20 protein-coding genes are annotated in these 22,372 nt (G+C 59.5%); 5 read left to right on the top strand and 15 right to left on the bottom strand.

The annotated features are described in order from the left end of the window. Nucleotides 1-2 precede the first annotated feature (2 nt). Nucleotides 3-1,907, bottom strand: a complete 1,905-nt coding sequence (gene ftsH / locus H0I86_RS04130) for an ATP-dependent zinc metalloprotease FtsH (protein ID WP_009046930.1) — start codon at nt 1,905-1,907, stop codon at nt 3-5. A gap of 201 nt (nt 1,908-2,108) precedes the next feature. Next, nucleotides 2,109-2,738 carry a 23S rRNA (uridine(2552)-2'-O)-methyltransferase RlmE gene (gene rlmE, locus H0I86_RS04125; RefSeq protein ID WP_007920869.1) on the bottom strand — a complete coding sequence of 210 codons (630 nt, stop codon included), beginning with the start codon at nt 2,736-2,738 and terminating at the stop codon, nt 2,109-2,111. A 106-nt stretch (nt 2,739-2,844) separates the two neighbouring features. Between rlmE and H0I86_RS04120 the strand changes: the two genes are divergently transcribed. Then, nucleotides 2,845-3,153: a YhbY family RNA-binding protein gene (locus tag H0I86_RS04120; RefSeq protein ID WP_007920867.1), complete on the top strand. Its 309-nt coding sequence runs from the start codon at nt 2,845-2,847 to the stop codon at nt 3,151-3,153. Nucleotides 3,154-3,165: 12 nt separating this feature from the next. Here the strand turns inward: H0I86_RS04120 and H0I86_RS04115 are convergent, their stop codons facing one another. The 8 genes from H0I86_RS04115 to grpE all read right to left on the bottom strand — a co-directional run bounded on the left by H0I86_RS04115 (nt 3,166) and on the right by grpE (nt 13,644). After that, nucleotides 3,166-3,570, bottom strand: a complete 405-nt coding sequence (locus tag H0I86_RS04115) for an MFS transporter (protein ID WP_180924139.1) — start codon at nt 3,568-3,570, stop codon at nt 3,166-3,168. Between the two features lie 28 nt (nt 3,571-3,598). Beyond that, entirely contained in the window at nt 3,599-4,075 is a 477-nt protein-coding gene (greA, locus tag H0I86_RS04110) for a transcription elongation factor GreA (RefSeq protein WP_009042122.1), read from the bottom strand. Continuing rightward, nucleotides 4,072-7,293 (bottom strand): carbamoyl-phosphate synthase large subunit, encoded by a 3,222-nt coding sequence (gene carB / locus H0I86_RS04105; RefSeq protein ID WP_180924138.1) that lies wholly within the window; start codon nt 7,291-7,293, stop codon nt 4,072-4,074. The genes greA and carB overlap by 4 nt, the downstream gene beginning before the upstream one ends. 104 nt (nt 7,294-7,397) lie before the next feature. After that, complete coding sequence (carA, locus tag H0I86_RS04100; RefSeq protein WP_023969545.1) at nt 7,398-8,534, bottom strand: glutamine-hydrolyzing carbamoyl-phosphate synthase small subunit; 1,137 nt, start codon at nt 8,532-8,534, stop codon at nt 7,398-7,400. Nucleotides 8,535-8,792: 258 nt separating this feature from the next. Further along, nucleotides 8,793-9,599 carry a 4-hydroxy-tetrahydrodipicolinate reductase gene (gene dapB, locus H0I86_RS04095; RefSeq protein WP_180924137.1) on the bottom strand — a complete coding sequence of 269 codons (807 nt, stop codon included), beginning with the start codon at nt 9,597-9,599 and terminating at the stop codon, nt 8,793-8,795. A gap of 10 nt (nt 9,600-9,609) precedes the next feature. Next, nucleotides 9,610-10,734 carry a molecular chaperone DnaJ gene (gene dnaJ / locus H0I86_RS04090; protein WP_009042118.1) on the bottom strand — a complete coding sequence of 375 codons (1,125 nt, stop codon included), beginning with the start codon at nt 10,732-10,734 and terminating at the stop codon, nt 9,610-9,612. Nucleotides 10,735-11,058: 324 nt separating this feature from the next. Further along, nucleotides 11,059-12,975 (bottom strand): molecular chaperone DnaK, encoded by a 1,917-nt coding sequence (dnaK, locus tag H0I86_RS04085; RefSeq protein WP_180924136.1) that lies wholly within the window; start codon nt 12,973-12,975, stop codon nt 11,059-11,061. Nucleotides 12,976-13,077: 102 nt separating this feature from the next. Continuing rightward, nucleotides 13,078-13,644 carry a nucleotide exchange factor GrpE gene (gene grpE, locus H0I86_RS04080; RefSeq protein ID WP_180924135.1) on the bottom strand — a complete coding sequence of 189 codons (567 nt, stop codon included), beginning with the start codon at nt 13,642-13,644 and terminating at the stop codon, nt 13,078-13,080. A gap of 252 nt (nt 13,645-13,896) precedes the next feature. Here grpE and recN point away from each other — a divergent pair, with 252 nt between their 5' ends. After that, entirely contained in the window at nt 13,897-15,570 is a 1,674-nt protein-coding gene (gene recN / locus H0I86_RS04075) for a DNA repair protein RecN (protein WP_180924134.1), read from the top strand. Between the two features lie 90 nt (nt 15,571-15,660). On the opposite strand, the gene fur is transcribed toward recN, so the two are convergent. Continuing rightward, entirely contained in the window at nt 15,661-16,065 is a 405-nt protein-coding gene (gene fur / locus H0I86_RS04070) for a ferric iron uptake transcriptional regulator (RefSeq protein ID WP_007920840.1), read from the bottom strand. 98 nt (nt 16,066-16,163) lie between these two features. Between fur and bamE the strand changes: the two genes are divergently transcribed. After that, nucleotides 16,164-16,691: an outer membrane protein assembly factor BamE gene (gene bamE, locus H0I86_RS04065; RefSeq protein WP_096373052.1), complete on the top strand. Its 528-nt coding sequence runs from the start codon at nt 16,164-16,166 to the stop codon at nt 16,689-16,691. A gap of 58 nt (nt 16,692-16,749) precedes the next feature. Here bamE and H0I86_RS04060 read toward each other — a convergent pair whose 3' ends face one another. The 3 genes from H0I86_RS04060 to H0I86_RS04050 are packed head-to-tail and all read right to left on the bottom strand — an operon-like array spanning nt 16,750 to nt 18,908. Then, complete coding sequence (locus H0I86_RS04060; RefSeq protein ID WP_180924133.1) at nt 16,750-17,070, bottom strand: RnfH family protein; 321 nt, start codon at nt 17,068-17,070, stop codon at nt 16,750-16,752. Next, a complete protein-coding gene (locus H0I86_RS04055; RefSeq protein WP_009046921.1) occupies nt 17,063-17,497 on the bottom strand; it encodes a type II toxin-antitoxin system RatA family toxin in 435 nt (144 codons plus the stop codon). Before H0I86_RS04055 ends, H0I86_RS04060 begins: the two co-directional genes overlap by 8 nt. Before the next feature lie 7 nt (nt 17,498-17,504). Beyond that, entirely contained in the window at nt 17,505-18,908 is a 1,404-nt protein-coding gene (locus H0I86_RS04050) for a sodium-dependent transporter (protein ID WP_180924132.1), read from the bottom strand. A gap of 117 nt (nt 18,909-19,025) precedes the next feature. Here H0I86_RS04050 and smpB point away from each other — a divergent pair, with 117 nt between their 5' ends. Beyond that, nucleotides 19,026-19,508, top strand: a complete 483-nt coding sequence (gene smpB / locus H0I86_RS04045; RefSeq protein ID WP_180924131.1) for an SsrA-binding protein SmpB — start codon at nt 19,026-19,028, stop codon at nt 19,506-19,508. 81 nt (nt 19,509-19,589) lie between these two features. On the opposite strand, the gene H0I86_RS04040 is transcribed toward smpB, so the two are convergent. Next, on the bottom strand, nt 19,590-20,357 hold the full coding sequence (locus tag H0I86_RS04040) for an FCD domain-containing protein (protein WP_180924130.1): 768 nt from the start codon (nt 20,355-20,357) through the stop codon (nt 19,590-19,592). Between the two features lie 261 nt (nt 20,358-20,618). Between H0I86_RS04040 and H0I86_RS04035 the strand changes: the two genes are divergently transcribed. Beyond that, on the top strand, nt 20,619-22,304 hold the full coding sequence (locus H0I86_RS04035) for a lactate permease LctP family transporter (protein WP_180924129.1): 1,686 nt from the start codon (nt 20,619-20,621) through the stop codon (nt 22,302-22,304). Nucleotides 22,305-22,372: the final 68 nt, after the last annotated feature.

Genomic DNA, 22,372 nt, shown 5'->3' with positions numbered 1-22,372 from the left:
CCTTAGTGGTCAGCAGCCGGGCCGCCGATCGGTGTCTCTGGGCGTTCATTCTGCACCACCGGAGGTGTGGTACCCGAACCGCCCTCCCAATCGCGAGGCTCGCGAGGGGTACGACCTGCCATGATGTCGTCGATCTGCTCGGCATCGATGGTTTCATACTTCATCAAGGCGTCAGCCATTGCATCCAGCTTGTCGCGGTTATCCGTGAGGATCTGCTTGGCGGTGCCATAGCATTGGTCGATGATGCTACGAACTTCGGAATCGATCAGCTTGGCAGTTTCCGCAGACAGGCTGGCATGCTGGCTGCCAGCACTGCGCCCCAGAAAAACCTCGCCCTCTTCTTCGGCGTACATCAACGGGCCCAGCTTTTCGGACAACCCCCACTTGGTCACCATGTTCCGCGCAATCTGACTGGCGCGCATGATGTCGTTGGAAGCACCGGTAGTTACACCGTCAAAGCCCAATGTCATTTCTTCAGCGATACGACCGCCGTACAGCGAGCATATCTGACTGATCAGCGCACGCTTGGACAGGCTGTATCGATCCTCTTCCGGCAGGAACATGGTCACACCCAGAGCCCGACCGCGCGGGATGATCGAAACCTTGTAGACCGGATCGTGCTCAGGCACCACGCGACCAACAATGGCGTGGCCCGCTTCGTGATAAGCAGTGTTCTGCTTTTCCTTCTCGGACATGACCATAGATTTGCGCTCTGCGCCCATCATGATCTTGTCTTTTGCCAGTTCGAACTCTTTCATCTCGACGATGCGCTTGCCACTACGGGCAGCGAAGAGCGACGCCTCGTTCACCAGGTTGGCCAGATCGGCACCAGAGAAGCCGGGCGTACCACGAGCGATCACTGCCGGTGCAACATCCTCACCCATTGGCACTTTACGCATATGGACTTTCAGGATCTGCTCACGACCACGAATATCCGGCAGACCGACCACGACCTGACGGTCGAAGCGACCAGGACGCAGCAGCGCCGGGTCCAGCACGTCAGGACGGTTGGTGGCGGCAATGACAATGATGCCGTCATTCATTTCAAAGCCATCCATCTCGACCAGCAACTGGTTGAGAGTCTGTTCACGCTCATCATGACCACCACCCATGCCAGCACCACGATGGCGACCGACAGCATCGATTTCGTCGATGAAAATAATGCACGGAGCATGTTTCTTGGCCTGCTCGAACATATCGCGAACGCGGCTGGCACCTACACCAACGAACATTTCGACGAAGTCGGAACCGGAAATGGTGAAGAACGGAACCTTGGCTTCACCAGCAATGGCCTTGGCCAGCAAGGTCTTACCGGTACCAGGCGGGCCAACCATCAGCACGCCACGAGGAATACGGCCACCCAGACGCTGGAACTTGCCTGGATCGCGGAGGAATTCAACCAGCTCGCCCACTTCTTCCTTGGCCTCGTCGCAACCCGCGACATCCGCCAGGGTGGTTTTCACCTGGTCTTCGGACAACAGGCGCGCCTTGCTCTTGCCAAAGCTCATCGGCCCGCCTTTGCCACCGGCACCACCCTGCATCTGCCGCATGAAGAACATGAAGACAGCGATGATCACAAGGATCGGGAAGCTGGCGACCAGCAGTTGGGTCCAGATGCTTTGCTGTTCAGGCTGCTTGCCTTCGACGACCACATGGTTATCCACCAGGTCACCGATCAGGCCATTATCCTGAATCGCAGGACGAATGGTCTTGAAGCTATCGCCATCGTTGCGCTTGCCGGTAATCACATAACCATCAACGGCTACGCGCTCGACCTTGCCATCCTTAACTTGCTGGATAAAGTCGGAATAGTTGAGGGTCTGCGGCTCGTTAGGGCTGGAGAAGTTGTTCATCACCGTCACCAGGACAGCCGCGATGATCAACCACAGGATCAGATTCTTTGCCATATCGTTCAATTAACTACCCTCTGAAGCAAGCTCCGCTGCTGGCGCGCGCTTCGCATGATATTCACCGACCTAACTTACTACATTACCTACAGCTCTGGCAGGCGCTGTCTGTAACCCTTTGTGAAACCCAGATTACACAATATTCGCTTAAACCCCAGGGGCGAAATACGAAAAAACTATCAACCCGGTCAAAAACAACCTTTACTCGATACGCCCACGAAAGCCACGTCCCAGCAGATACTGCTCGCGAGAACGATCACGGGAAGAACTCGGCTTGCGCATCACTACCTTGTCGAACATCTTGCGAACGTTCTTGTGGTATTCGTCGAAACCCTCTCCCTGGAAAATCTTTATCAGGAAGTCGCCACCGGGACGAAGAACCCGTCCCGCCAGATCAAGTGCCAACTCGCACAGAAACATCGCCCGCGGCATATCTACGGCAGGCGTACCACTCATATTGGGGGCCATATCGGAAATCACAAGGTCAACCTGGGAATTTCCGACCGCCTCGAGGATTTGAGCCAACACAGCGTCTTCGGTGAAGTCGCCCTGAATAAAGGTGACATCAGGGATGCTGTCCATTTCCAGGATGTCGGAAGCGATCAGCCGCCCCTGCCCACCAATCAGACGACTGGTCACCTGCGACCAGCCTCCTGGCGCCGCGCCCAGGTCGATTACGCTCATTCCCGGCCGGATCAAACGATCCTTTTCCTGGATTTCCAGCAGTTTGTAGCTGGCGCGCGAACGGTACCCATCTTTTTGCGCCATTTTGACGAATGGGTCGTTGAAGTGCTCTTTCAGCCAGTTATGGCTTGTCTTGGAACGGGCCACGGGCCACCTCAAAAAATAAAACGGGTCGTGATTAACTGGGCGGTCCCGGACGCGCTCGGGTAAACTGGCCGCCGCTTTTTACAAGATCAGACGCAGGGGTCAGATTATGCCGCTCACTCAAGAGCAGAAGAAACAGTACAAATCCATTGGCCACCATCTGAAACCAGTATTGACTGTGGCTGACAACGGTTTGACCGAAGGTGTGTTGGCCGAACTTGAACGCGCCTTGAGCGATCATGAGCTGATCAAAATCAAGCTCAACATCCTCGAACGCGAGTCCCGCCTGGAAGCCATTGCAGAACTGTGCAAGGCCGGCAAAGCGGATCTGGTGCAGGTCATCGGCAAAATGGCGTTGATTTATCGCAAGAACGCCAAGGTAAACAAGCAACTGTCCAACGTCCATCGCTTCCACTGACGTCGACAGGGGTCAAGGGCGTGCTTCGCGCGCCCTGCCACTCCATCCAGGCACCGGCTGCAGTACCAGCACCAGGCCAGAAAAACCCAAGACAAGATAGCTGAACAGCTGCCAGCGCTCGACATCCGATAGCCCTAAACGCACCACGAAATACATCGCGCACGCACATAACGCCATCAACAGCAACTGCCCTCGCATATCCCGCAACAGGCTCGCCAGCCCTTCAGCACGTACCAGTACCAGCATCTGAAGAACGATGCATACCGCTGAAAAAACAACCAACAGCGCACTCAGCACATTGCCGATCTCTTCGATCAGCAGCGGCGCCAGACCAATCTGGCCCAGCACCGGCAATAAGCCGACATGCAATAACCACACACCACCAACCCACAACATCTGGGTCAGTTGCCAAAGCATGGCGCCTGCATTCAGCAGGCGCCCTGGTTCAGATGTGGCGGACTTCGACAATCTCGTACTCGATCACGCCGCTAGGCGTTTTAACGGCAACCACATCACCCTCTTCCTTGGCGATCAAGGCACGGGCAATGGGCGAACCTACAGAGATCTTTCCGAGCTTGATGTCAGCCTCATCCTCACCAACGATCTGGTAAGTGACGCTTTCATCGGTTTCGACGTTGGCGATTTCGACGGTAGTGCCGAAGATCACCTTGCCTGTATGAGGAATGCTCGTCACATCGATGACAACCGAGTTTTGCAGGCGGCCTTCAATGTCACGGATCCGCGCCTCAACCATTCCCTGCTCCTCGCGGGCAGCATGGTATTCAGCGTTTTCCTTGAGGTCACCGAGCTCACGAGCCTCACCGATGGCCTGGCTCAAGCGTGGCCGCTCGACCTTGCTGAGGAACGTCAACTCTTCTTCCAGGGCCTTGGAGCCCTGGACGGTCATTGGGTATTTATTCATGCCTTCAATCCTGCATGTAGATCCTGCAAGCGGCGCACGGTCTTTTCCGGACCGAACTTGAGCGCTTCACAGATGGCCTCGCCCGCAGCAATGGTAGTGGTGCAGTAAATCTTGTGCTGCAAGGCATTACGACGAATGGAATAAGAGTCGGCGATCGACTGACGACCTTCGGTGGTGTTGATGATCAGCGTGACTTCGTCATTCTTGATCATGTCAACCACGTGCGGACGACCTTCAGTCACCTTGTTCACGCGACGCACTTTCAGGCCTGCCGCCTCGATCAGCTTGGCAGTACCGGCAGTGGCGACCACTTCAAAGCCCAAGTTGATCAGATCGCGAGCCACGCCTGCAACCAGTGGCTTGTCATCGTCGCGCACGCTGATGAACGCGGTACCACCGGTCGGCAGCACTTCGCTGGCGCCCATCTGGGCCTTGGCAAAGGCTTCGCCGAAGGTGTCACCGACGCCCATCACTTCACCGGTCGACTTCATCTCTGGGCCGAGGATCGGGTCGACACCCGGGAACTTGGCGAACGGGAATACCGCTTCCTTGACGCTGTAGAAGTTAGGAATGATTTCCTTGGTGAAGCCCAGCTCTTTCAAGGTCTTACCCGCCATGACCCGCGCGGCGATCATCGCCAGGGAGACACCGATGCACTTGGAAACGAATGGCACGGTACGGGAAGCACGCGGGTTCACTTCGATGACGTAGATCTGTTCACCCTGCAGGGCCAGCTGTACGTTCATCAGGCCGACCACGCCCAACTCCAGCGCCATCTTCTTGACCTGTTCGCGCATCTCGTCCTGGATGTGCGCGGGCAGCGAGTACGGTGGCAGCGAGCAAGCGGAGTCACCGGAGTGCACGCCAGCCTGTTCGATGTGCTGCATGATCGCGCCGATCACCACATCCTTGCCATCGCAGACCGCGTCCACGTCCATCTCGATGGCGCAGTTGAGGAAGTGATCCAGCAGCACCGGGCTGTCGTTGGACACCTGCACCGCTTCACGCAGGTAGCGCTTGAGCTCTTCTTCTTCGTAAACGATTTCCATCGCCCGGCCGCCCAGTACATAGGACGGACGCACCACCAGCGGGTAGCCGATCTTGGCCGCGGCACGAATCGCTTCGTCTTCGCTGCGCACAGTGGCGTTTGGTGGCTGACGCAGGTTCAGGCGCTCGACCATCTGCTGGAAGCGCTCACGGTCTTCTGCACGGTCGATGGCGTCAGGGCTGGTCCCGATGATCGGCACGCCGGCCGCTTCCAGGGCACGCGCCAGCTTCAACGGAGTCTGGCCACCGTACTGGACGATCACGCCTTTTGGCTTCTCGACGCGGACGATTTCCAGCACGTCTTCCAGGGTCACTGGCTCGAAGTACAAACGATCGGAGGTGTCGTAGTCGGTGGAAACGGTTTCCGGGTTGCAGTTGACCATGATGGTTTCATAACCATCGTCACGCAGCGCCAGTGCCGCGTGCACGCAGCAGTAGTCGAACTCGATGCCCTGGCCGATGCGGTTCGGACCGCCACCCAGGATCATGATCTTGTCGCGGCCCGAAGGCGCTGCCTCGCACTCTTCCTCGTAGGTCGAGTACAGGTAGGCGGTATCAGTGGCGAACTCGGCCGCGCAGGTGTCGACGCGCTTGTAGACCGGGAACACTTCCAGCTTGTGACGGTGGGTACGCAGGTTCTTCTCGGTCACGCCCAGCAGCTTGGCCAGACGCTGGTCGGAGAAGCCTTTGCGCTTGAGGCGGAACATCAAGTCGCGGTCGATGGCCGACAGGCCCAGAGTCTTGACCTTCTCCTCTTCCTTGATCAGATCTTCGATCTGCACCAGGAACCAAGGGTCGATCATGTTCATGTCGAAGATCTGCTCGACGGTCATGCCGGCACGGAAGGCGTCAGCCACGTACCAGATGCGCTCGGCGCCCGGCACGGTCAGTTCGCGCTTGAGCACGTTCATGCTTTCCGGGTTGCTCAGGTCGAGCTTCGGATCCAGGCCGCAGACACCCACTTCCAGGCCGCGCAGCGCTTTCTGCAGGGACTCCTGGAAGGTCCGGCCGATGGCCATCACTTCACCCACCGACTTCATCTGAGTGGTCAGGCGAGCGTCAGCCTTGGCGAACTTTTCGAAGGCGAAGCGTGGCAGCTTGGTCACGACGTAGTCGATGGACGGCTCGAAGGAGGCCGGGGTCTTGCCGCCGGTGATGTCGTTCGACAGCTCGTCCAGGGTGTAACCCACGGCCAGCTTGGCGGCGACCTTGGCGATCGGGAAGCCGGTGGCTTTCGAAGCCAGGGCCGAAGAACGGGATACCCGCGGGTTCATCTCGATCACCACCATGCGGCCAGTGTTCGGGCAGATGCCGAACTGGACGTTGGAGCCACCGGTTTCCACGCCGATCTCGCGCAGTACCGCCAGGGAGGCGTTACGCAGGATCTGGTATTCCTTGTCGGTCAGGGTCTGTGCCGGAGCCACGGTGATCGAGTCACCAGTGTGCACGCCCATCGGGTCGAAGTTTTCGATCGAGCAGACGATGATGCAGTTGTCCTTCTTATCGCGGACCACCTCCATCTCGTACTCTTTCCAGCCGATCAGCGATTCGTCGATCAGCAGTTCCTTGGTCGGCGACAGGTCCAGGCCGCGGGCACAGATCTCTTCGAACTCTTCACGGTTGTAGGCGATACCGCCACCGGTGCCGCCCATGGTGAAGGACGGACGGATGATGCACGGGAAGCCCAGCTTCTCGAGGACTGCATTGGCCTCGTCCATGCTGTGGGCGATACCGGAGCGCGGGCACTCCAGGCCGATCGCCTTCATCGCGGTGTCGAAGCGCGAGCGGTCTTCGGCCTTGTCGATGGTGTCGGCGTTGGCGCCGATCATTTCCACGCCGAACTTCTCCAGAACGCCTTCGCGTTCCAGGTCCAGGGCGCAGTTCAGCGCGGTCTGGCCACCCATGGTCGGCAGCAGAGCGTCCGGACGCTCTTTCTCGATGATCTTGGCAACGGTCTGCCACTTGATCGGCTCGATGTAGGTGGCGTCGGCCATGGCCGGGTCGGTCATGATGGTGGCCGGGTTGGAGTTCACCAGGATGACCCGGTAACCCTCTTCGCGCAGTGCCTTGCAGGCCTGGGCGCCGGAGTAGTCGAATTCGCAGGCCTGGCCGATCACGATCGGGCCAGCGCCGAGAATCAGGATGCTTTTAATGTCTGTACGTTTTGGCATGGGTTGTCACTCAAATCCGCAGGTCAGTCGGCAAGCCGTCTTGATCAAATCTCTGAAGCGCTGAAGGGGCCGCCGAGGCCGGGGCCACCTTCAGGGGCGAGTACTCAGCGTCGCTTGGCCATCTCGTTGATGAAACGATCGAACAGCGGCGCCACATCGTTCGGGCCCGGGCTCGCTTCAGGGTGGCCCTGGAAGCTGAATGCGCTCTTGTCGGTAAGCTCGATGCCTTGCAGAGTGCCGTCGAACAGCGACTTGTGGATCGCCCGCACGTTGCCCGGCAGGGTGGTTTCGTCCACCGCAAAACCGTGGTTCTGGCTGGTGATCATCACTACACCGCTGTCCAGGTCCTGAACCGGGTGGTTGGCACCGTGGTGGCCGTGGCCCATCTTCACCGTCTTGGCGCCGGCGGCCAGTGCCAGCAATTGGTGGCCCAGACAGATACCGAAGACCGGAATCTCGGTCTCCAGCACGTCCTTGATCGCCTGGATGGCGTAATCGCAAGGCTCGGGGTCGCCAGGGCCGTTGGACAGGAACACACCGTCAGGCTTGAGCGCCAGGACGTCGCTGGCCGGGGTTTGCGCAGGCACTACAGTCACGCGGCAACCGCGCTCGACCAACATGCGCAGGATGTTCAGCTTGACGCCGTAGTCGTAGGCGACCACGTGGTAAGGCAACTCGGAAGCCTCGATAGTCGGGTGACTGTCGGTCTTCAGGCTCCAGACACTGGAGCGCCACTCGTAGCTTTCCTTGGTGCTGACGACCTTCGCCAGATCCATGCCTTTCAGGCCCGGGAAGCCGCGCGCAGCGGCAATCGCCGCTTCGTCGGAGATGTTGTCGCCGGCCATGATGCAGCCGTTCTGCGCGCCTTTCTCGCGCAGGATGCGCGTCAGGCGACGGGTGTCGATACCGGCGATCGCCACAACATTGTTGGCTTTCAGGTAGTCGGACAGGGACAAGGTGTTACGCCAGTTGCTCGCAACCAGTGGCAGGTCGCGAATCACCAGACCGGCCGACCAGACACGATCGGACTCGGCGTCTTCCGGCGTGGTGCCGGTATTGCCGATATGCGGGTAAGTCAGGGTAACGATCTGTTGGGCGTAGGAAGGATCGGTAAGGATTTCCTGATAGCCGGTCATTGCGGTGTTAAACACCACCTCACCAACGGTTTGACCGTCGGCTCCAATGGCTTCGCCGCGAAAAATGCTGCCATCAGCAAGGGCGAGTATGGCTGGCTTAGTCAAGAAGACCTCCCGTAAATAAAGCCTGAAAGGGCGATCGCAGGTTGTAAAAAAGCGGAGTGACGTATGGACACGTCACCCCGCTTCTTCACCGAATTATTCTGCGCGCTTTTAGTGGACACACTAAAGCTGTAGCTTACAGAAAAAGGCTTTTTTGGTCCACCGCTAAAGAGCCTTAAAGGCAGAGGAATGCGACAGAACATCGCTTAGCGGGTAAAAACAGGGCTCCAGCGCGAGGCAGAGCCCTGTTTTGGATGCATCTCAACGCAGATCCAGCACATCCTGCATGTCATAAAGGCCCGCCGGACGACCGTCCAGCCACAATGCAGCACGTACCGCACCCTTGGCGAAAGTCATGCGGCTGGAGGCCTTGTGGGTGATCTCCAGGCGCTCGCCCTCGGCGGCGAACAACACGGTGTGATCACCAACCACATCACCACCACGAACCGTGGCGAAACCAATGGTTTCACGCTCACGCGCACCGGTATGGCCTTCACGGCCGTACACCGCGACCTTCTGCAGGTCTCGCCCCAGCGCATCGGCAATCACCTCACCCATGCGCAAGGCCGTACCCGAAGGCGCATCGATCTTGTGCCGGTGATGCGCCTCGATGATTTCGATGTCCGCATCATCGCCCAGCACACGGGCCGCCATGTCGAGCAACTTCAGCGACAGATTGACGCCAACACTGAAGTTGGCGGCGAACACGATCGGAATATCCTTGCCCGCCTCGGCCAGCATCTGCTTTTCCTTGGCGCCCAGCCCCGTGGTACCGATCACCATGGCCTTGCCTGCCTTGCGGCAGAATGCCAGGTTTTTCAGCATCACTTCCGGAAGCGTGAAATCGATCAACACATCGAATTCATCGGCGACCTTTTCCAGGCTGTCGGACATCGGCACACCGATACGCCCCAGCGATGCCAGTTCACCAGCATCGGCACCGACCAAGGAACTGCCAGGCCGTATGATGGCAGCGGTAAGCCCGGAGAGCGGCGAGCGTTGCTGCACAGCCTCCACCAGGTTCTTGCCCATGCGCCCTGCAGCACCCATTACAGCTATACGTCGCATGCCGCGCTCCTTACAGGTCGCCGAAGAAGCGCTTCACGCCTTCGAACCAGCCAGTGGTTTTTGGCGAGTGGGTATTATCGTCCGCCAGGGAACCACGCAGCTCTTCGAGCAGTTCACGCTGACGGCGACTCAGGTTTACCGGAGTCTCCACCGCGACACGGCACATCAAGTCGCCAGCGCCGCCGCCACGAACCGGAGCCACACCCTTGCCACGCACGCGGAACTGCTTGCCGGTCTGGGTACCCTCAGGAATCTTCAGCTTGACCCGGCCATCCAGCGTCGGGATTTCCAGCTCGCCGCCCAGCGCCGCGTCAACGAAGCTGATAGGCACTTCACAGAACAGGTGCTTGCCGTCGCGCTGGAAGATCGCGTGCTCACGCACATTGATCACCACATACAGGTCGCCCGTAGGGCCGCCCTGGGTACCCGCCTCCCCTTCGCCGGACAGACGAATGCGGTCGCCGGTATCGACACCCGCCGGCACCTTAACCGACAGCGTCTTGTACTCTTCGACGCGGCCTTCGCCGTGGCAGGAATCGCACGGGTCGGAAATGATCTTGCCCTGGCCATGGCACCGCGGGCAGGTCTGCTGCACCGAGAAGAAGCCCTGCTGCATGCGCACTTGGCCGATACCGCCACAGGTCGGGCAGGTCACCGGCGAAGAGCCCTTCTTGGCGCCCGAGCCGTCGCAAGGCTTGCAGTTGACCAGCGTCGGAACGCGGATATTAACGGTGGTGCCGCGTACCGCCTCTTCCAGGTTCAGCTCCAGGGTGTAGCGCAAGTCGCTGCCACGCTGAGCGCCGCCACGGGAGCCGCCGCGACCGCCACCAAAGAAATCACTGAAGACATCGCCAAAGATGTCGGAGAAGTTCTGGCCACCGAAACCGGCGCCACCGCCCCCCATGCTCGGATCGACACCGGCATGACCGTACTGGTCATAAGCCGCGCGCTTGCTCGAGTCAGACAACACTTCGTAGGCCTCGTTGGCCTCCTTGAACATATCTTCCGACGCCTTGTCGCCGGGATTACGGTCAGGGTGGTGCTTCATCGCCAGGCGGCGGTAAGCCTTTTTCAGGTCGGCTTCGCTCGAGCCTCGCTCCACACCCAATACTTCGTAATAGTCACGCTTTGCCATAAGTCTTCGCACTCTTAAGGACGTTCGACAACGCTCTCCTGAGCCTCGTCAAACTCGTTGAGCCCCAATACAGGCCCGGACCCAACTCACGTCAATTCAACGATCCTGGTCTTGGATAGACGACCAACAGACTGGCCGACAATTGCGGTAATCCCGAACGGAAAGCAGGAGCATTTCCGACCGTACCGCCAGCGCGCGAAAAGAGCCGCACGCCGTAAAAAATTCGCTTGCTCCAGACACGCCAACGCGGGAGCAAGCTCCCGCGCGGCGACATCCTACCAGCCACCGCACAAAGGCAGTCAACCGGCCGACCGACAAGCAGTCTTACTTGTGGTCTTTTACTTCTTCGAACTCGGCGTCGACGACGTCATCGGCTTTCTCGGCCGATTCGCCCTGCGAAGCTGCACCTTCTGCCGGCTGAGCCTGCTCGGCGTACATCTTCTGAGCGACCGGAGCCGACACTTTCGACAGCTCTTCGACCTTGGCGTCGATGGCAGCCTTGTCGTCGCCTTTGATAGCGGCTTCAAGGGCAACCACGGCAGCTTCGATTGCAGTCTTCTCTTCAGCGGTCACTTTGTCGCCCGCATCAGCGATCATCTTGCGAGTCGAGTGAACCAGGGCATCGCCTTGGTTACGCGCGCTGGCCAGCTCTTCGAACTTGCGGTCTTCTTCGGCGTTGACTTCAGCATCACGAACCATCTGCTGAATTTCTTCCTCGGACAGACCGGAGTTGGCCTTGATCACGATCGACTGGGTCTTGCCGGTCGCCTTGTCTTTCGCACCTACGTGCAGGATGCCGTTGGCGTCGATGTCGAAGGTCACTTCGATTTGCGGCACGCCACGTGGAGCTGGCGGGATCTCGGCCAGGTCGAACTTGCCCAGGGACTTGTTCTGCGCGGCTTGCTTACGCTCGCCCTGCAGCACGTGAATGGTCACTGCGCCCTGATTGTCGTCGGCAGTCGAGAACACTTGCGATTTCTTGGTAGGAATCGTGGTGTTTTTCTCGATCAGCGCGGTCATCACGCCACCCATGGTTTCGATACCCAGGGTCAGCGGGCTGACGTCCAGCAGCAGTACGTCTTTCACGTCACCGGCCAGTACCGCGCCCTGGATGGCAGCACCCATGGCAACAGCTTCGTCCGGGTTCACGTCCTTGCGTGCTTCCTTACCGAAGAAATCGGTAACGGTCTTCTGAACCAGTGGCATACGGGTCTGGCCGCCGACCAGGATCACGTCATTGATCTTGCTGACGTCGATACCAGCGTCTTTCATGGCGATGCGGCAAGGCTCGATGGTGCGCTGAACCAGGTCTTCGACCAGCGATTCCAGCTTGGCGCGGGAGATCTTCACGTTCAGGTGCTTAGGACCGGTGGCATCTGCAGTGATGTACGGCAGGTTGACGTCGGTCTGCTGGCTCGAGGACAGCTCGATCTTGGCTTTTTCAGCGGCTTCTTTCAGGCGCTGCATGGCCAGCGGGTCACCCTTGAGGTTCATGCCGCTTTCTTTCTTGAACTCGTCCACGAGGTAGTCGATCAGACGGATGTCGAAGTCTTCACCACCGAGGAAGGTGTCACCGTTGGTCGCCAGTACTTCGAACTGGTGCTCGCCATCGACTTCAGCGATTTCTATCACGGAAACGTCGAAAGTACCGCCGCCCAGGTCATAAACGATCACGGTGTGATCGCCCTTGGCCTTGTCCATGCCGTAAGCCAGAGCGGCCGCGGTTGGTTCGTTGATGATGCGTTTTACGTCCAGGCCCGCGATGCGGCCGGCGTCTTTGGTCGCCTGACGCTGGCTGTCGTTGAAGTAGGCCGGAACAGTGATCACCGCTTCGGTCACAGCTTCGCCGAGGTAGTCTTCGGCGGTCTTCTTCATTTTCTTGAGGATTTCAGCCGAGATCTGTGGCGGAGCCATTTTCTGGCCGTTCACTTCAACCCAGGCGTCGTTGTTGTCAGCCTTGACGATCTTGTAAGGGACCATCTGGATGTCTTTCTGTACGACTTCTTCGTCGAAACGACGACCGATCAGACGCTTCACCGCGTACAGAGTATTGTGCGGGTTGGTCACTGCCTGACGCTTGGCCGACTGGCCAACCAGGATTTCGCCATCGTTGGCGTAAGCGATGATGGACGGCGTGGTACGCGCGCCTTCAGCGTTTTCGATAACTTTGACGTTGCCGTTTTCAAGAATGGAGACGCAGGAGTTGGTAGTCCCCAGGTCGATACCGATAATTTTGCCCATGTTAACTCTCCCGAAACTTTAGATTTTGTTGCCGCAGCAGTGGTGGCCGACTGCGGTAGCACTTAAACGCTTGGCCTATAAATGGGGGCCCTGCGCGCGATTTCAAGCCTTCTCGTCAATCGAAGGCGAAACCGGTGCAGGCGCCTTGCTGACCACGACCATGGCCGGGCGCAGCAGGCGACCGTTGAGCTGATAGCCCTTCTGGAACACCTTGAGAACGCTGTTCGGCTCGACGTCGGCACTTTCCTGCATGGCCATCGCCTGGTGCTGTTCAGCGTTGAACGGTTCGCCGTGCGGATCGATCGCCTCCAACTGATAACGCTTCAGGATGTCCTGGAACATCTTCAGGGTCAGCTCGATACCTTCACGCATCGGACGAATGCTTTCGTCGTCCGGGCTGGACAACTCAAGACCGCGCTCAAGACTGTCGATCACCGGCAGCAGGTCGCCAGCAAAACGCTCGAGAGCGAATTTATGAGCTTTTTCTACATCCTGCTCGGCACGGCGGCGGACGTTCTGCAGATCGGCCGCAACACGCAATGCCTGATCCTGAGCGCCAGCCAACTGCTCTTCGAGCACTTGCACACGAGCCGCCAGATCTTCGCCCGAAGCCTCAGGGGCCTGATTGGCGTCGAGATTTTGCGTATCCAGCGTCTGTTCGTCAGCCATACAATTCTCCTTTCAATATCGTCCGTGAGCTCAACTCACGCTTCTGCCCCGGTATATGGGGTCGCATTTTTCAGGTTCAAGGGCCGCGCCCTCGGCAAAAATCATTGCGCGAAGCAAAACGCCTCTCACCAACCATTCCCACACGCGATAAAAAAATCAGCCAAGCAAGCGAATCGAGCTAAGGCCGGGCATTGTCAGCCGAAAACAAAACACTGTATAAATAACCAGACCTAAAGCTTGGGAGCGGCCTTTATGCTGGTGCACCTGTCCGTACACAACTACGCCATCGTTGAACATCTCGATCTGGAACTGGATCGCGGGATGAGCGTCATCACGGGTGAAACCGGCGCCGGCAAGTCGATCATGCTCGACGCCCTGGGACTGACCCTGGGTGATCGCGCCGACAGCGGCGTGGTGCGCCCGGGCGCCGACAAGGCCGACATTCTCGCCACCTTCGACCTGGAAGACATCCCCGAGGCCCGCACCTGGCTCGCCGAACGCGACCTGGACAACGACAGCCCGTGCATCCTGCGCCGGGTCATCACCGCCGAAGGCCGTTCCCGCGGCTACATCAATGGTTCCCCCTGCCCGCTAGGCGACCTCAAGGCCCTCGGCGAGCTGCTGATCGATATCCACAGCCAGCATGAACACCAGTCGCTGCTGAAAACCGACACCCACCGCCGCCTGCTCGACGAGTACGCCGGCGCCACCGACCTGGCCCGCCAGGTATCGCTGGCGGCCCAGCGCTGGCGCCAGACCCGCCAGGAACTGGAGCGCCTGTCCAATTCCGGGGACGAGCAGCGGGCTCGCCACCAGCTCCTCAGCTATCAGCTGGAGGAACTGGAAAACCTTGCCCTGGGCGAAAACGAACTCGAGCAGCTGGAACTCGAACACAAGAACCTGACCAACGCCGAAAGCCTGCTGGGCATCTGCCGGCAGGTCGTCGAACATTGCAGCGAAAGCGATTCGGGTAACGTCCTAAGCGCCCTGACAGCGAGCCTCAACCGCCTGTCGAGCATCGGCAATACCTCCGGCGCCCTGGCGGAAGCCACCAACCTGCTGGCCAGCGCGCAAATCCAGGTCGAAGAGGCCGTCGGCGAACTCAATCGCTTCGTCGACCATTTCGATGCGGACCCGGCGCGCCTGCAACAACTGGAGGAGCGGCTGGACGCCATCTATACCCTGGCTCGCAAACACCGCATCCAGCCCACCGAAGTGGCGGCCATGCAGCAGACACTGCTGGAGGAAATCGAGACCCTGGACGCCAACGACGAGTCCATCGAGCGCCTGGGCGACGAGCTGAAATCCTTTGCCCGGCACTATCACGAAAAGGCCAGGGAGCTGAGCGAGCTGCGCCAGCAGGCCGCAACCAGCCTGGCCAGTGCTGTCGAACAGGAAATCCAGCGCCTGGGCATGCCCGGGGGCCGATTCACCATCGAACTGCACGCCAACAGCGGCGACGAATTGCAGCCCAATGGCCTCGAGCAGGTCGAGCTGCTGGTCAGCGCCAACCCCGGCCAGCCGCTCAAGGCCCTGGCCAAAGTGGCATCCGGGGGCGAACTGTCGCGGATCAGCCTGGCGATCCAGGTGATTACCGCACAGACCTCTCGCGTCCCGACCCTGGTATTCGACGAAGTGGACGTCGGCATCGGCGGCCCGACCGCGGAAATCGTCGGCCAGCTGCTACGTCGCCTCGGCGAGCGCGGCCAGGTCTTGACGGTTACCCACTTGCCGCAGGTGGCAGCTCAGGGCCATCAGCATCTTTTTGTGCACAAGGTGCGCGGCAGCGATGCGACTCACACCGCGGTTTCCAAACTGGGCAAGACCGAGCGGATCGAAGAGGTGGCACGCATGCTGGGCGGCATCGACCTGACCAAGGAGTCGCTGGCCCACGCGAAAAAGATGGTGGTGACCGCCAAGGCTTGAATAACGGCCACTTTAATAAAGAGCAGAAAGCACGAAGGCGACCCTTGGGTCGCCTTCGATCGTTTCGCGGACAGCATCCGCGCGACATGCTTATTTCTTCGTGCGTACGTACAGCACCAAGTTGTGATCCACCAACTCGAAGCCATGCTTCTCGACAATCGCCTTCTGAAGCTTCTCGATTTCTTCGTCGAAGAATTCGATCACTTCACCGGAATCCACGTTGACCATGTGGTCGTGGTGACCGCCGTCAGCCAGTTCGAATACAGCATGACCACCATCAAAATTGTGGCGTACCACAAGGCCTGCTGCTTCAAACTGGGTCAGAACACGGTAAACCGTGGCCAGACCGACATCCTCGCCAGCTTCCATCAGCGCCTTGTAAACATCCTCGGCACTCATGTGTCGCTGCTCGGCGGAATCGAGCATCTGTAGAATTTTGACCCGTGGCAGAGTCACTTTAAGGCCGGCTTTACGTAGTTCGCTATTTTCAACCATGGTCAGCTTTCTCGCGGATGCTGCTTCGCAGCTCCTCTTAATGCGGGTATGATCGGGGTTTACGTTGTCCCAGCCAAGATAGTGGAAGTCGCCCACCGATGCAAAACACCAAGCTCTTGCTAACCAGTTTCACCTTCGTGGGACTGCTCGCACTCGCCGGTTGTTCATTCCCCGGGGTTTACAAAATCGACATCCAGCAGGGCAATGTCGTCACGCAGGACATGATAGACCAGTTACGCCCGGGAATGACCCGCCGGCAAGTACGGTTTATCATGGGCAACCCTCTGTTGACCGACACGTTCCACGCCGATCGCTGGGATTATCTGTACAGCCTGCAACCAGGTGGCGGTGAACGCCAGCAGGAGCGCGTCAGCGTTATCTTCAACGGTAACGACCAACTGGTCAGCCTTTCCGGTGACTTCATGCCTGGTGTAAGCCGTGACGAAGCCATCCTGGGCAAGGACAGCGGCACCACCGTGACCGCTCCGAGCGAAAACACCGAGCAGCCAAAACCGGAAAAACCGGCCAAGCCTGGCTCTCTGCTCGATCAGATCCAGAAGGACGTCGACAACGTCGAGACCGTTCCGGTGCCAACACCAGAGCCTCTGGACACCTCGCCGCAATAATTTGTGGCGGAATAAAAAAGCCCGGCGAGTCCGGGCTTTTTGTTGCCTGTCAATTTACTCAGGACTCTGAAGTACGAGCCCGGGCCTGTGCTGCCTTTGCTGCGCGCAGGCGTCGAACCTCTTTAGGATCGGCCAGCAATGGGCGGTAGATCTCGATGCGATCGTCCGCCCGAACCACCTGAGTCCCAGGGTCCGCAACCGCTTTGCCAAAGATCCCCAGCGGGCAACTGTCCAGGTCCAGCTCTGGAAATTGCGCACCTATCCCGGAGCTTTTCACTGCCGCACGGACAGTAGTCCCCGTCGGCACCCTAACACTGAGCAATACCTGCCGGTCGACCGCGGCATACACCACCTCGACTTCGATCATTGGCTCAAGCATGCAACTGCTTGGCCCGCTGGCAAAACGCATCGACCAGGGTATTGGCCGCCTGGTTGAACAGCGGCCCCAAGGTTGCGCGAACCAGTGGACCGGCGTAGTCGAACGACAAATCCAGGCTGATCTTGCAGGCCTTGTCGCCCAACGGCTTGAAAACCCACACGCCGTGCAACTGGTTGAACGGCCCTTCTTCCAGGTTCATCTCGATCGACTGGCCCGGCACCAGCGTATTGCGTGTCACGAAATGCTGGCTGAGCCCACCCTTGGCAACCGCCAGGCTGGCGCGCATCTGCACCTCGCTGCTCTCCAGCACCTCGGCCGACGAGCACCAGGGTAGAAACTCCGGGTAGCGCGCCACGTCATTGACCAGGTCGTACAAAAACTGCGCCGGATAAGGCAACAGGGCCGAGCGTTGAATATGTGTCGTCATGTCAGCGTCATTTCCACAACTGGGCGGCAAACACTATAAGAATGCCGATGGGCGCCACATAGCGCATCAAAAACAGGGTCAGGGCAAAAAGCAGCGGGCTGCGAATCGACAGCTCATCACGAACCGCCTCGCGCCCCATCACCCAACCCGCAAACACCACAAAGCAGAGGCCACCCAAGGGCAACATGATCCGCGAAGTGAAGAAATCGATCACCCCGAAGAAATCCAGACCACCTGCCGCCCCCCATTGGTAGAGGTGGAAAGCCCCGCCTTCGTTCACGAAAAACTTGGCCTGCTGCCAGATATTGAAGGAAAACACCGTTCCCAATCCGACGAACCAGCAGATAAACGCCAGCCAGAATGTCACCCAGCCGCGGCGGATTCGGGTCCGCTCCACCAGGTAAGCCACCATCGGCTCCAACAGCGAAATCGCTGAGCTCCAGGCGGCAATGGCCACCAGGACAAAAAACACCACGCCCATCAACTGGCCGAACGCCACATTACCAAAGGCAAAAGGCAAACTGACAAACATCAGCCCCGGACCTTCACTCGGGTTCAGCCCGGCGGCAAACACAATCGGGAACAGCGCCAGCCCCGCCAGCAGCGAAACGAAGGTATCCAGCAGCGCCACGCCGACAATAGTGCCGGCAATGGACGAATGCTTCGGCATATAAGCGCCGTAGATCATGATGGAACCGACACCGACGCTCAGGGAAAAGAACGCATGCCCCATGGCCGGCAACAGGCCGTCGAGCAGTTTGTCGGTGCTGAAGTCGAACATGAAATGCACGCCTTCCATGAAATGCCCGGTGGTCATGCTGTAGCCCAGCAGAATCACCAGCATCACGAACAGCAGCGGCATCATGATCCGCAGGCTGCGCTCAAGCCCGGCCACCACACCCTTGGCGATAACGGCCGCCGACAACAGCATGAACAGCGTGTGCCACAGCGTCAGCCGCCAGGGGTCGGCAATCACCTTGCCGAAATAGGCGCCGACCTGATCCGCCGTCACGCCCTGGAAATCACCACGCCCCATATCGATGATGTAGTCCAGCGACCAACCACCGACCACGCTGTAAAAAGAAAGAATCAACAAGGCGGTGATCATTCCGGCGAACGCGCCCCAGGACCACTTGGCCGAATGTCCGGCTTCCAGGGCCAGCGCCTTCAAGGCATTGGCCGGGCTTTGCCGGGCGCGACGGCCGATCAGGGTTTCCGCCAGCATCACCGGCACGCCGATCAGCGCGATGCAGGCCAGGAATACCAGGACAAAGGCGCCACCACCGTAGACGCCGACCATATAGGGGAATTTCCAGATACTGCCCAGGCCCACGGCAGAACCAGTCGCAGCGAGTATGAAAACCCAGCGACTGGCCCAGCCGCCGTGGACAGAAACCTTGTCCGTCGACATCAAAAACGCGCCCAACCGAGAAAAAAGAGCGCGCATTGTCCGGGATTCACTCAACCTGCTCAAGCACGCTGCTTCACCGTAGCCGACACGCGTGCAACTGCCTATAATGCCGCCCCTATGGCTAAACAGAAGAAACACCCAACAGGGACCATCGCGCAAAATAAAAAGGCGCGTCACGATTACTTCATCGAACAACGGTTCGAGGCTGGCATGGTCCTGGCCGGCTGGGAAGTAAAGAGTCTGCGTGCAGGCAAGGCACAACTGGTCGACAGTTACGTGCTGCTCAAGGACGGCGAGGCCTGGCTGCTGGGCAGCCACTTCACGCCGCTGACCACCGCCAGCACCCATGTGATCGCCGACCCCGTGCGCTCGCGCAAACTGCTGCTCAACAAGCGCGAGCTGGAGAAGCTGTTCGCATCCGTGCAGCAGAAGGGTTATGCCTGCGTGTGCCTGTCGCTCTACTGGAGCAAGCACATGGTCAAGTGCGAGATCGCACTCGGCAAGGGCAAGAAGGAATACGACAAGCGTCACACCGAACGCGAACGTGACTCCGATCGTGAGTTGCATCGCGCGGTGCGCAACAAGGGCAAGGAAGAGTAACGCCCTTCTGCCTTGATGCCATGATCGCGAGCCGGCTCGTTCCTACCAGGAGCGGGCTGGCCGGCGATGAACCCACCCAGACTAAATCCCCTTGCGCCGCTCCGCCCGGGCCACGCGCCGCACTTCCTGACGCACCTCCTCCAACACTTCCTGCACATACAGAATGTGCCGGCTGGAGACTTCGCGCGCCTGCTCGGCACGCCCTTCGATAATCGCCTGGTACAGATCGCGATGCTGGCTGATCAGCATGTCGCGGGTTTCGCTGCGCTGCTTGTACATGCCACCAATGTTGGTCACCACGTTGCGCTTGAGCAGGTCGAACAGCCCCCGAATGGTGTGCAGCAATACGGCGTTGTGGCTGGCCTCGGCAATTGCCAGGTGAAATTGCGCGTCCGCCGCGCCCTCCTCTGCCCGGCTCGCATCGCCCGCCCGCGAATAGCAATCCTGCAATTCCTCGAAGGCGGCCGTGAGCCGTTCACGGTCCACATCGGTGGCACGCAACGCGGCGTAATAGGCGCATGAAGCTTCCAGGGTGTGGCGAAACTCCAGCAAGTCACGCTGGGCTTCAGGGTTACTTTCCAGCAACTGCAATAGCGGATCGCTGAAGGTCGAGCCCAGCGACTCCACCACATAATTGCCGCCACCCTGGCGACTGACCAACAAGCCCTTGGCCGTCAGTTTCTGGATCGCCTCACGCAACGAAGGCCGCGAGACACCGAACTGCTCCGCCAGCGCACGCTCTGCCGGCAGGCGCTCACCGGACTTCAGCGTGCCCTCGAGAATCATCCCCTCGAGCCGCTCGACAATGTCGTCAGACAAACGGCGCTGACGAATCTGATCAAACCCCATAACTCACTCTCCACGATCCCGACCGCGCGCCGGGCTCTCTATTCTGGCCTATCGGGGCTGCGCCAGCACCTATCAGAACGCACATCGGCAAGCGGATCAGAAGTCATCTGCACCGCACCTTCGACAAAAGTTTTAGGGCGGCAAATTGACACACCGCTCACAAGGCTTTTACCCTAGCCAACAGCGATTGTAAATTGGTCTTACCAATTAACCAAATACGCTGACCAGTGCCTGACCAACAACAATTAGGGGCCACCCCATATGCAAACCTGGCAACAGCTCTACAGCCCGCTCGGCAGCCTCGGCCTGTCCGCCCTCGCCGCCGTCATCCCGATCGTCTTCTTCTTCCTGGCTCTGGCCGTGTTCCGCCTCAAAGGACACGTCGCCGGCAGCATTACCCTGGCGTTGTCGATCCTGGTGGCGATCTTCGCCTTCCAGATGCCTGCCGATATGGCCCTCGCCGCCGCTGGCTATGGCTTTGCCTACGGTCTGTGGCCCATCGCCTGGATCATCGTCGCCGCCGTCTTCCTCTACAAACTGACGGTCAAGAGCGGCCAGTTCGAGGTCATCCGCAGCTCGGTTCTGTCGATCACCGACGACCAGCGCCTGCAGGTGCTGCTGATCGGTTTCTGCTTCGGGGCTTTCCTCGAAGGCGCCGCCGGTTTCGGCGCGCCGGTGGCCATTACCGCCGCGCTGTTGGTCGGCCTGGGGTTCAATCCACTGTACGCCGCCGGCCTGTGCCTGATCGCCAACACCGCCCCGGTGGCCTTTGGCGCCCTGGGTATTCCGATCATCGTGGCGGGCCAGGTGACCGGCATCGACGCGTTCAAGATCGGCGCCATGACCGGCCGCCAGCTGCCGCTGCTGTCGCTGTTCGTGCCGTTCTGGCTGGTGTTCATGATGGACGGCCTGCGCGGTGTCAAAGAGACCTGGCCCGCGGCGCTGGTGGCTGGCCTGAGCTTTGCCGTGACCCAGTACTTCACCTCGAACTTCATCGGCCCGGAGCTGCCGGACATCACCTCGGCCCTGGCCAGCCTGATTGCCCTGACCCTGTTCCTCAAGGTCTGGCAACCCAAGCGTTCGTTCGCCGCGGCCACCGCCAGCGTCGGCGCCGCGGCCGTGCGCAACGGCGGTTTCGGCCAGCCGCGCACCACCCAGCCGTCGCCGTACAGCTTCGCTGAAATCTTCAAGGCCTGGTCGCCGTTCCTGATCCTCACCGTGCTGGTCACCATCTGGACCCTCAAGCCGTTCAAGGCGATGTTCGCCGCCGGCGGCTCGATGTACGGCTGGGTATTCAACTTCGCGATTCCGCACCTGGATCAACTGGTGATCAAGAGCGCGCCGATCGTCGCCACCCCGACTGCGATTCCGGCGGTGTTCAAGCTCGACCCGATTTCCGCGACCGGCACGGCGATTTTCTTCTCCGCGCTGATCTCGATGCTGGTGCTGAAGATCAATTTCAAAACTGGTCTGACCACTTTTAAAGAGACCTTCTACGAACTGCGCTGGCCGATCCTGTCCATCGGCATGGTGCTGGCCTTCGCCTTTGTCACCAACTACTCCGGCATGTCCTCGACCATGGCGCTGGTGCTGGCCGGTACCGGCGCGGCGTTCCCGTTCTTCTCGCCGTTCCTCGGCTGGCTGGGGGTGTTCCTGACCGGTTCGGATACGTCGTCCAACGCCCTGTTCAGTTCGCTGCAAGCCACCACCGCGCACCAGATCGGTGTCAACGACACCCTGCTGGTGGCGGCCAACACCAGTGGCGGCGTGACCGGCAAGATGATCTCGCCACAATCGATCGCCGTGGCCTGCGCCGCCACCGGCCTGGTGGGCAAGGAATCGGACCTGTTCCGCTTTACCCTCAAGCACAGCCTATTCTTTGCCACCATCGTCGGCCTGATCACCCTGGCCCAGGCCTACTGGTTCACCGGCATGCTGGTGCATTGATCGCGACACCGAAAGAACCGACGCCGGCCCACACGTGCGGCGTCTGCAACTCACAACCCGGTCTGCAA

Source organism: Pseudomonas chlororaphis subsp. aurantiaca (assembly GCF_013466605.1).
Classification (GTDB): Bacteria; Pseudomonadota; Gammaproteobacteria; order Pseudomonadales; family Pseudomonadaceae; genus Aquipseudomonas; species Aquipseudomonas chlororaphis_I.
This window is presented reverse-complemented; position numbering and strand designations above follow the sequence as displayed.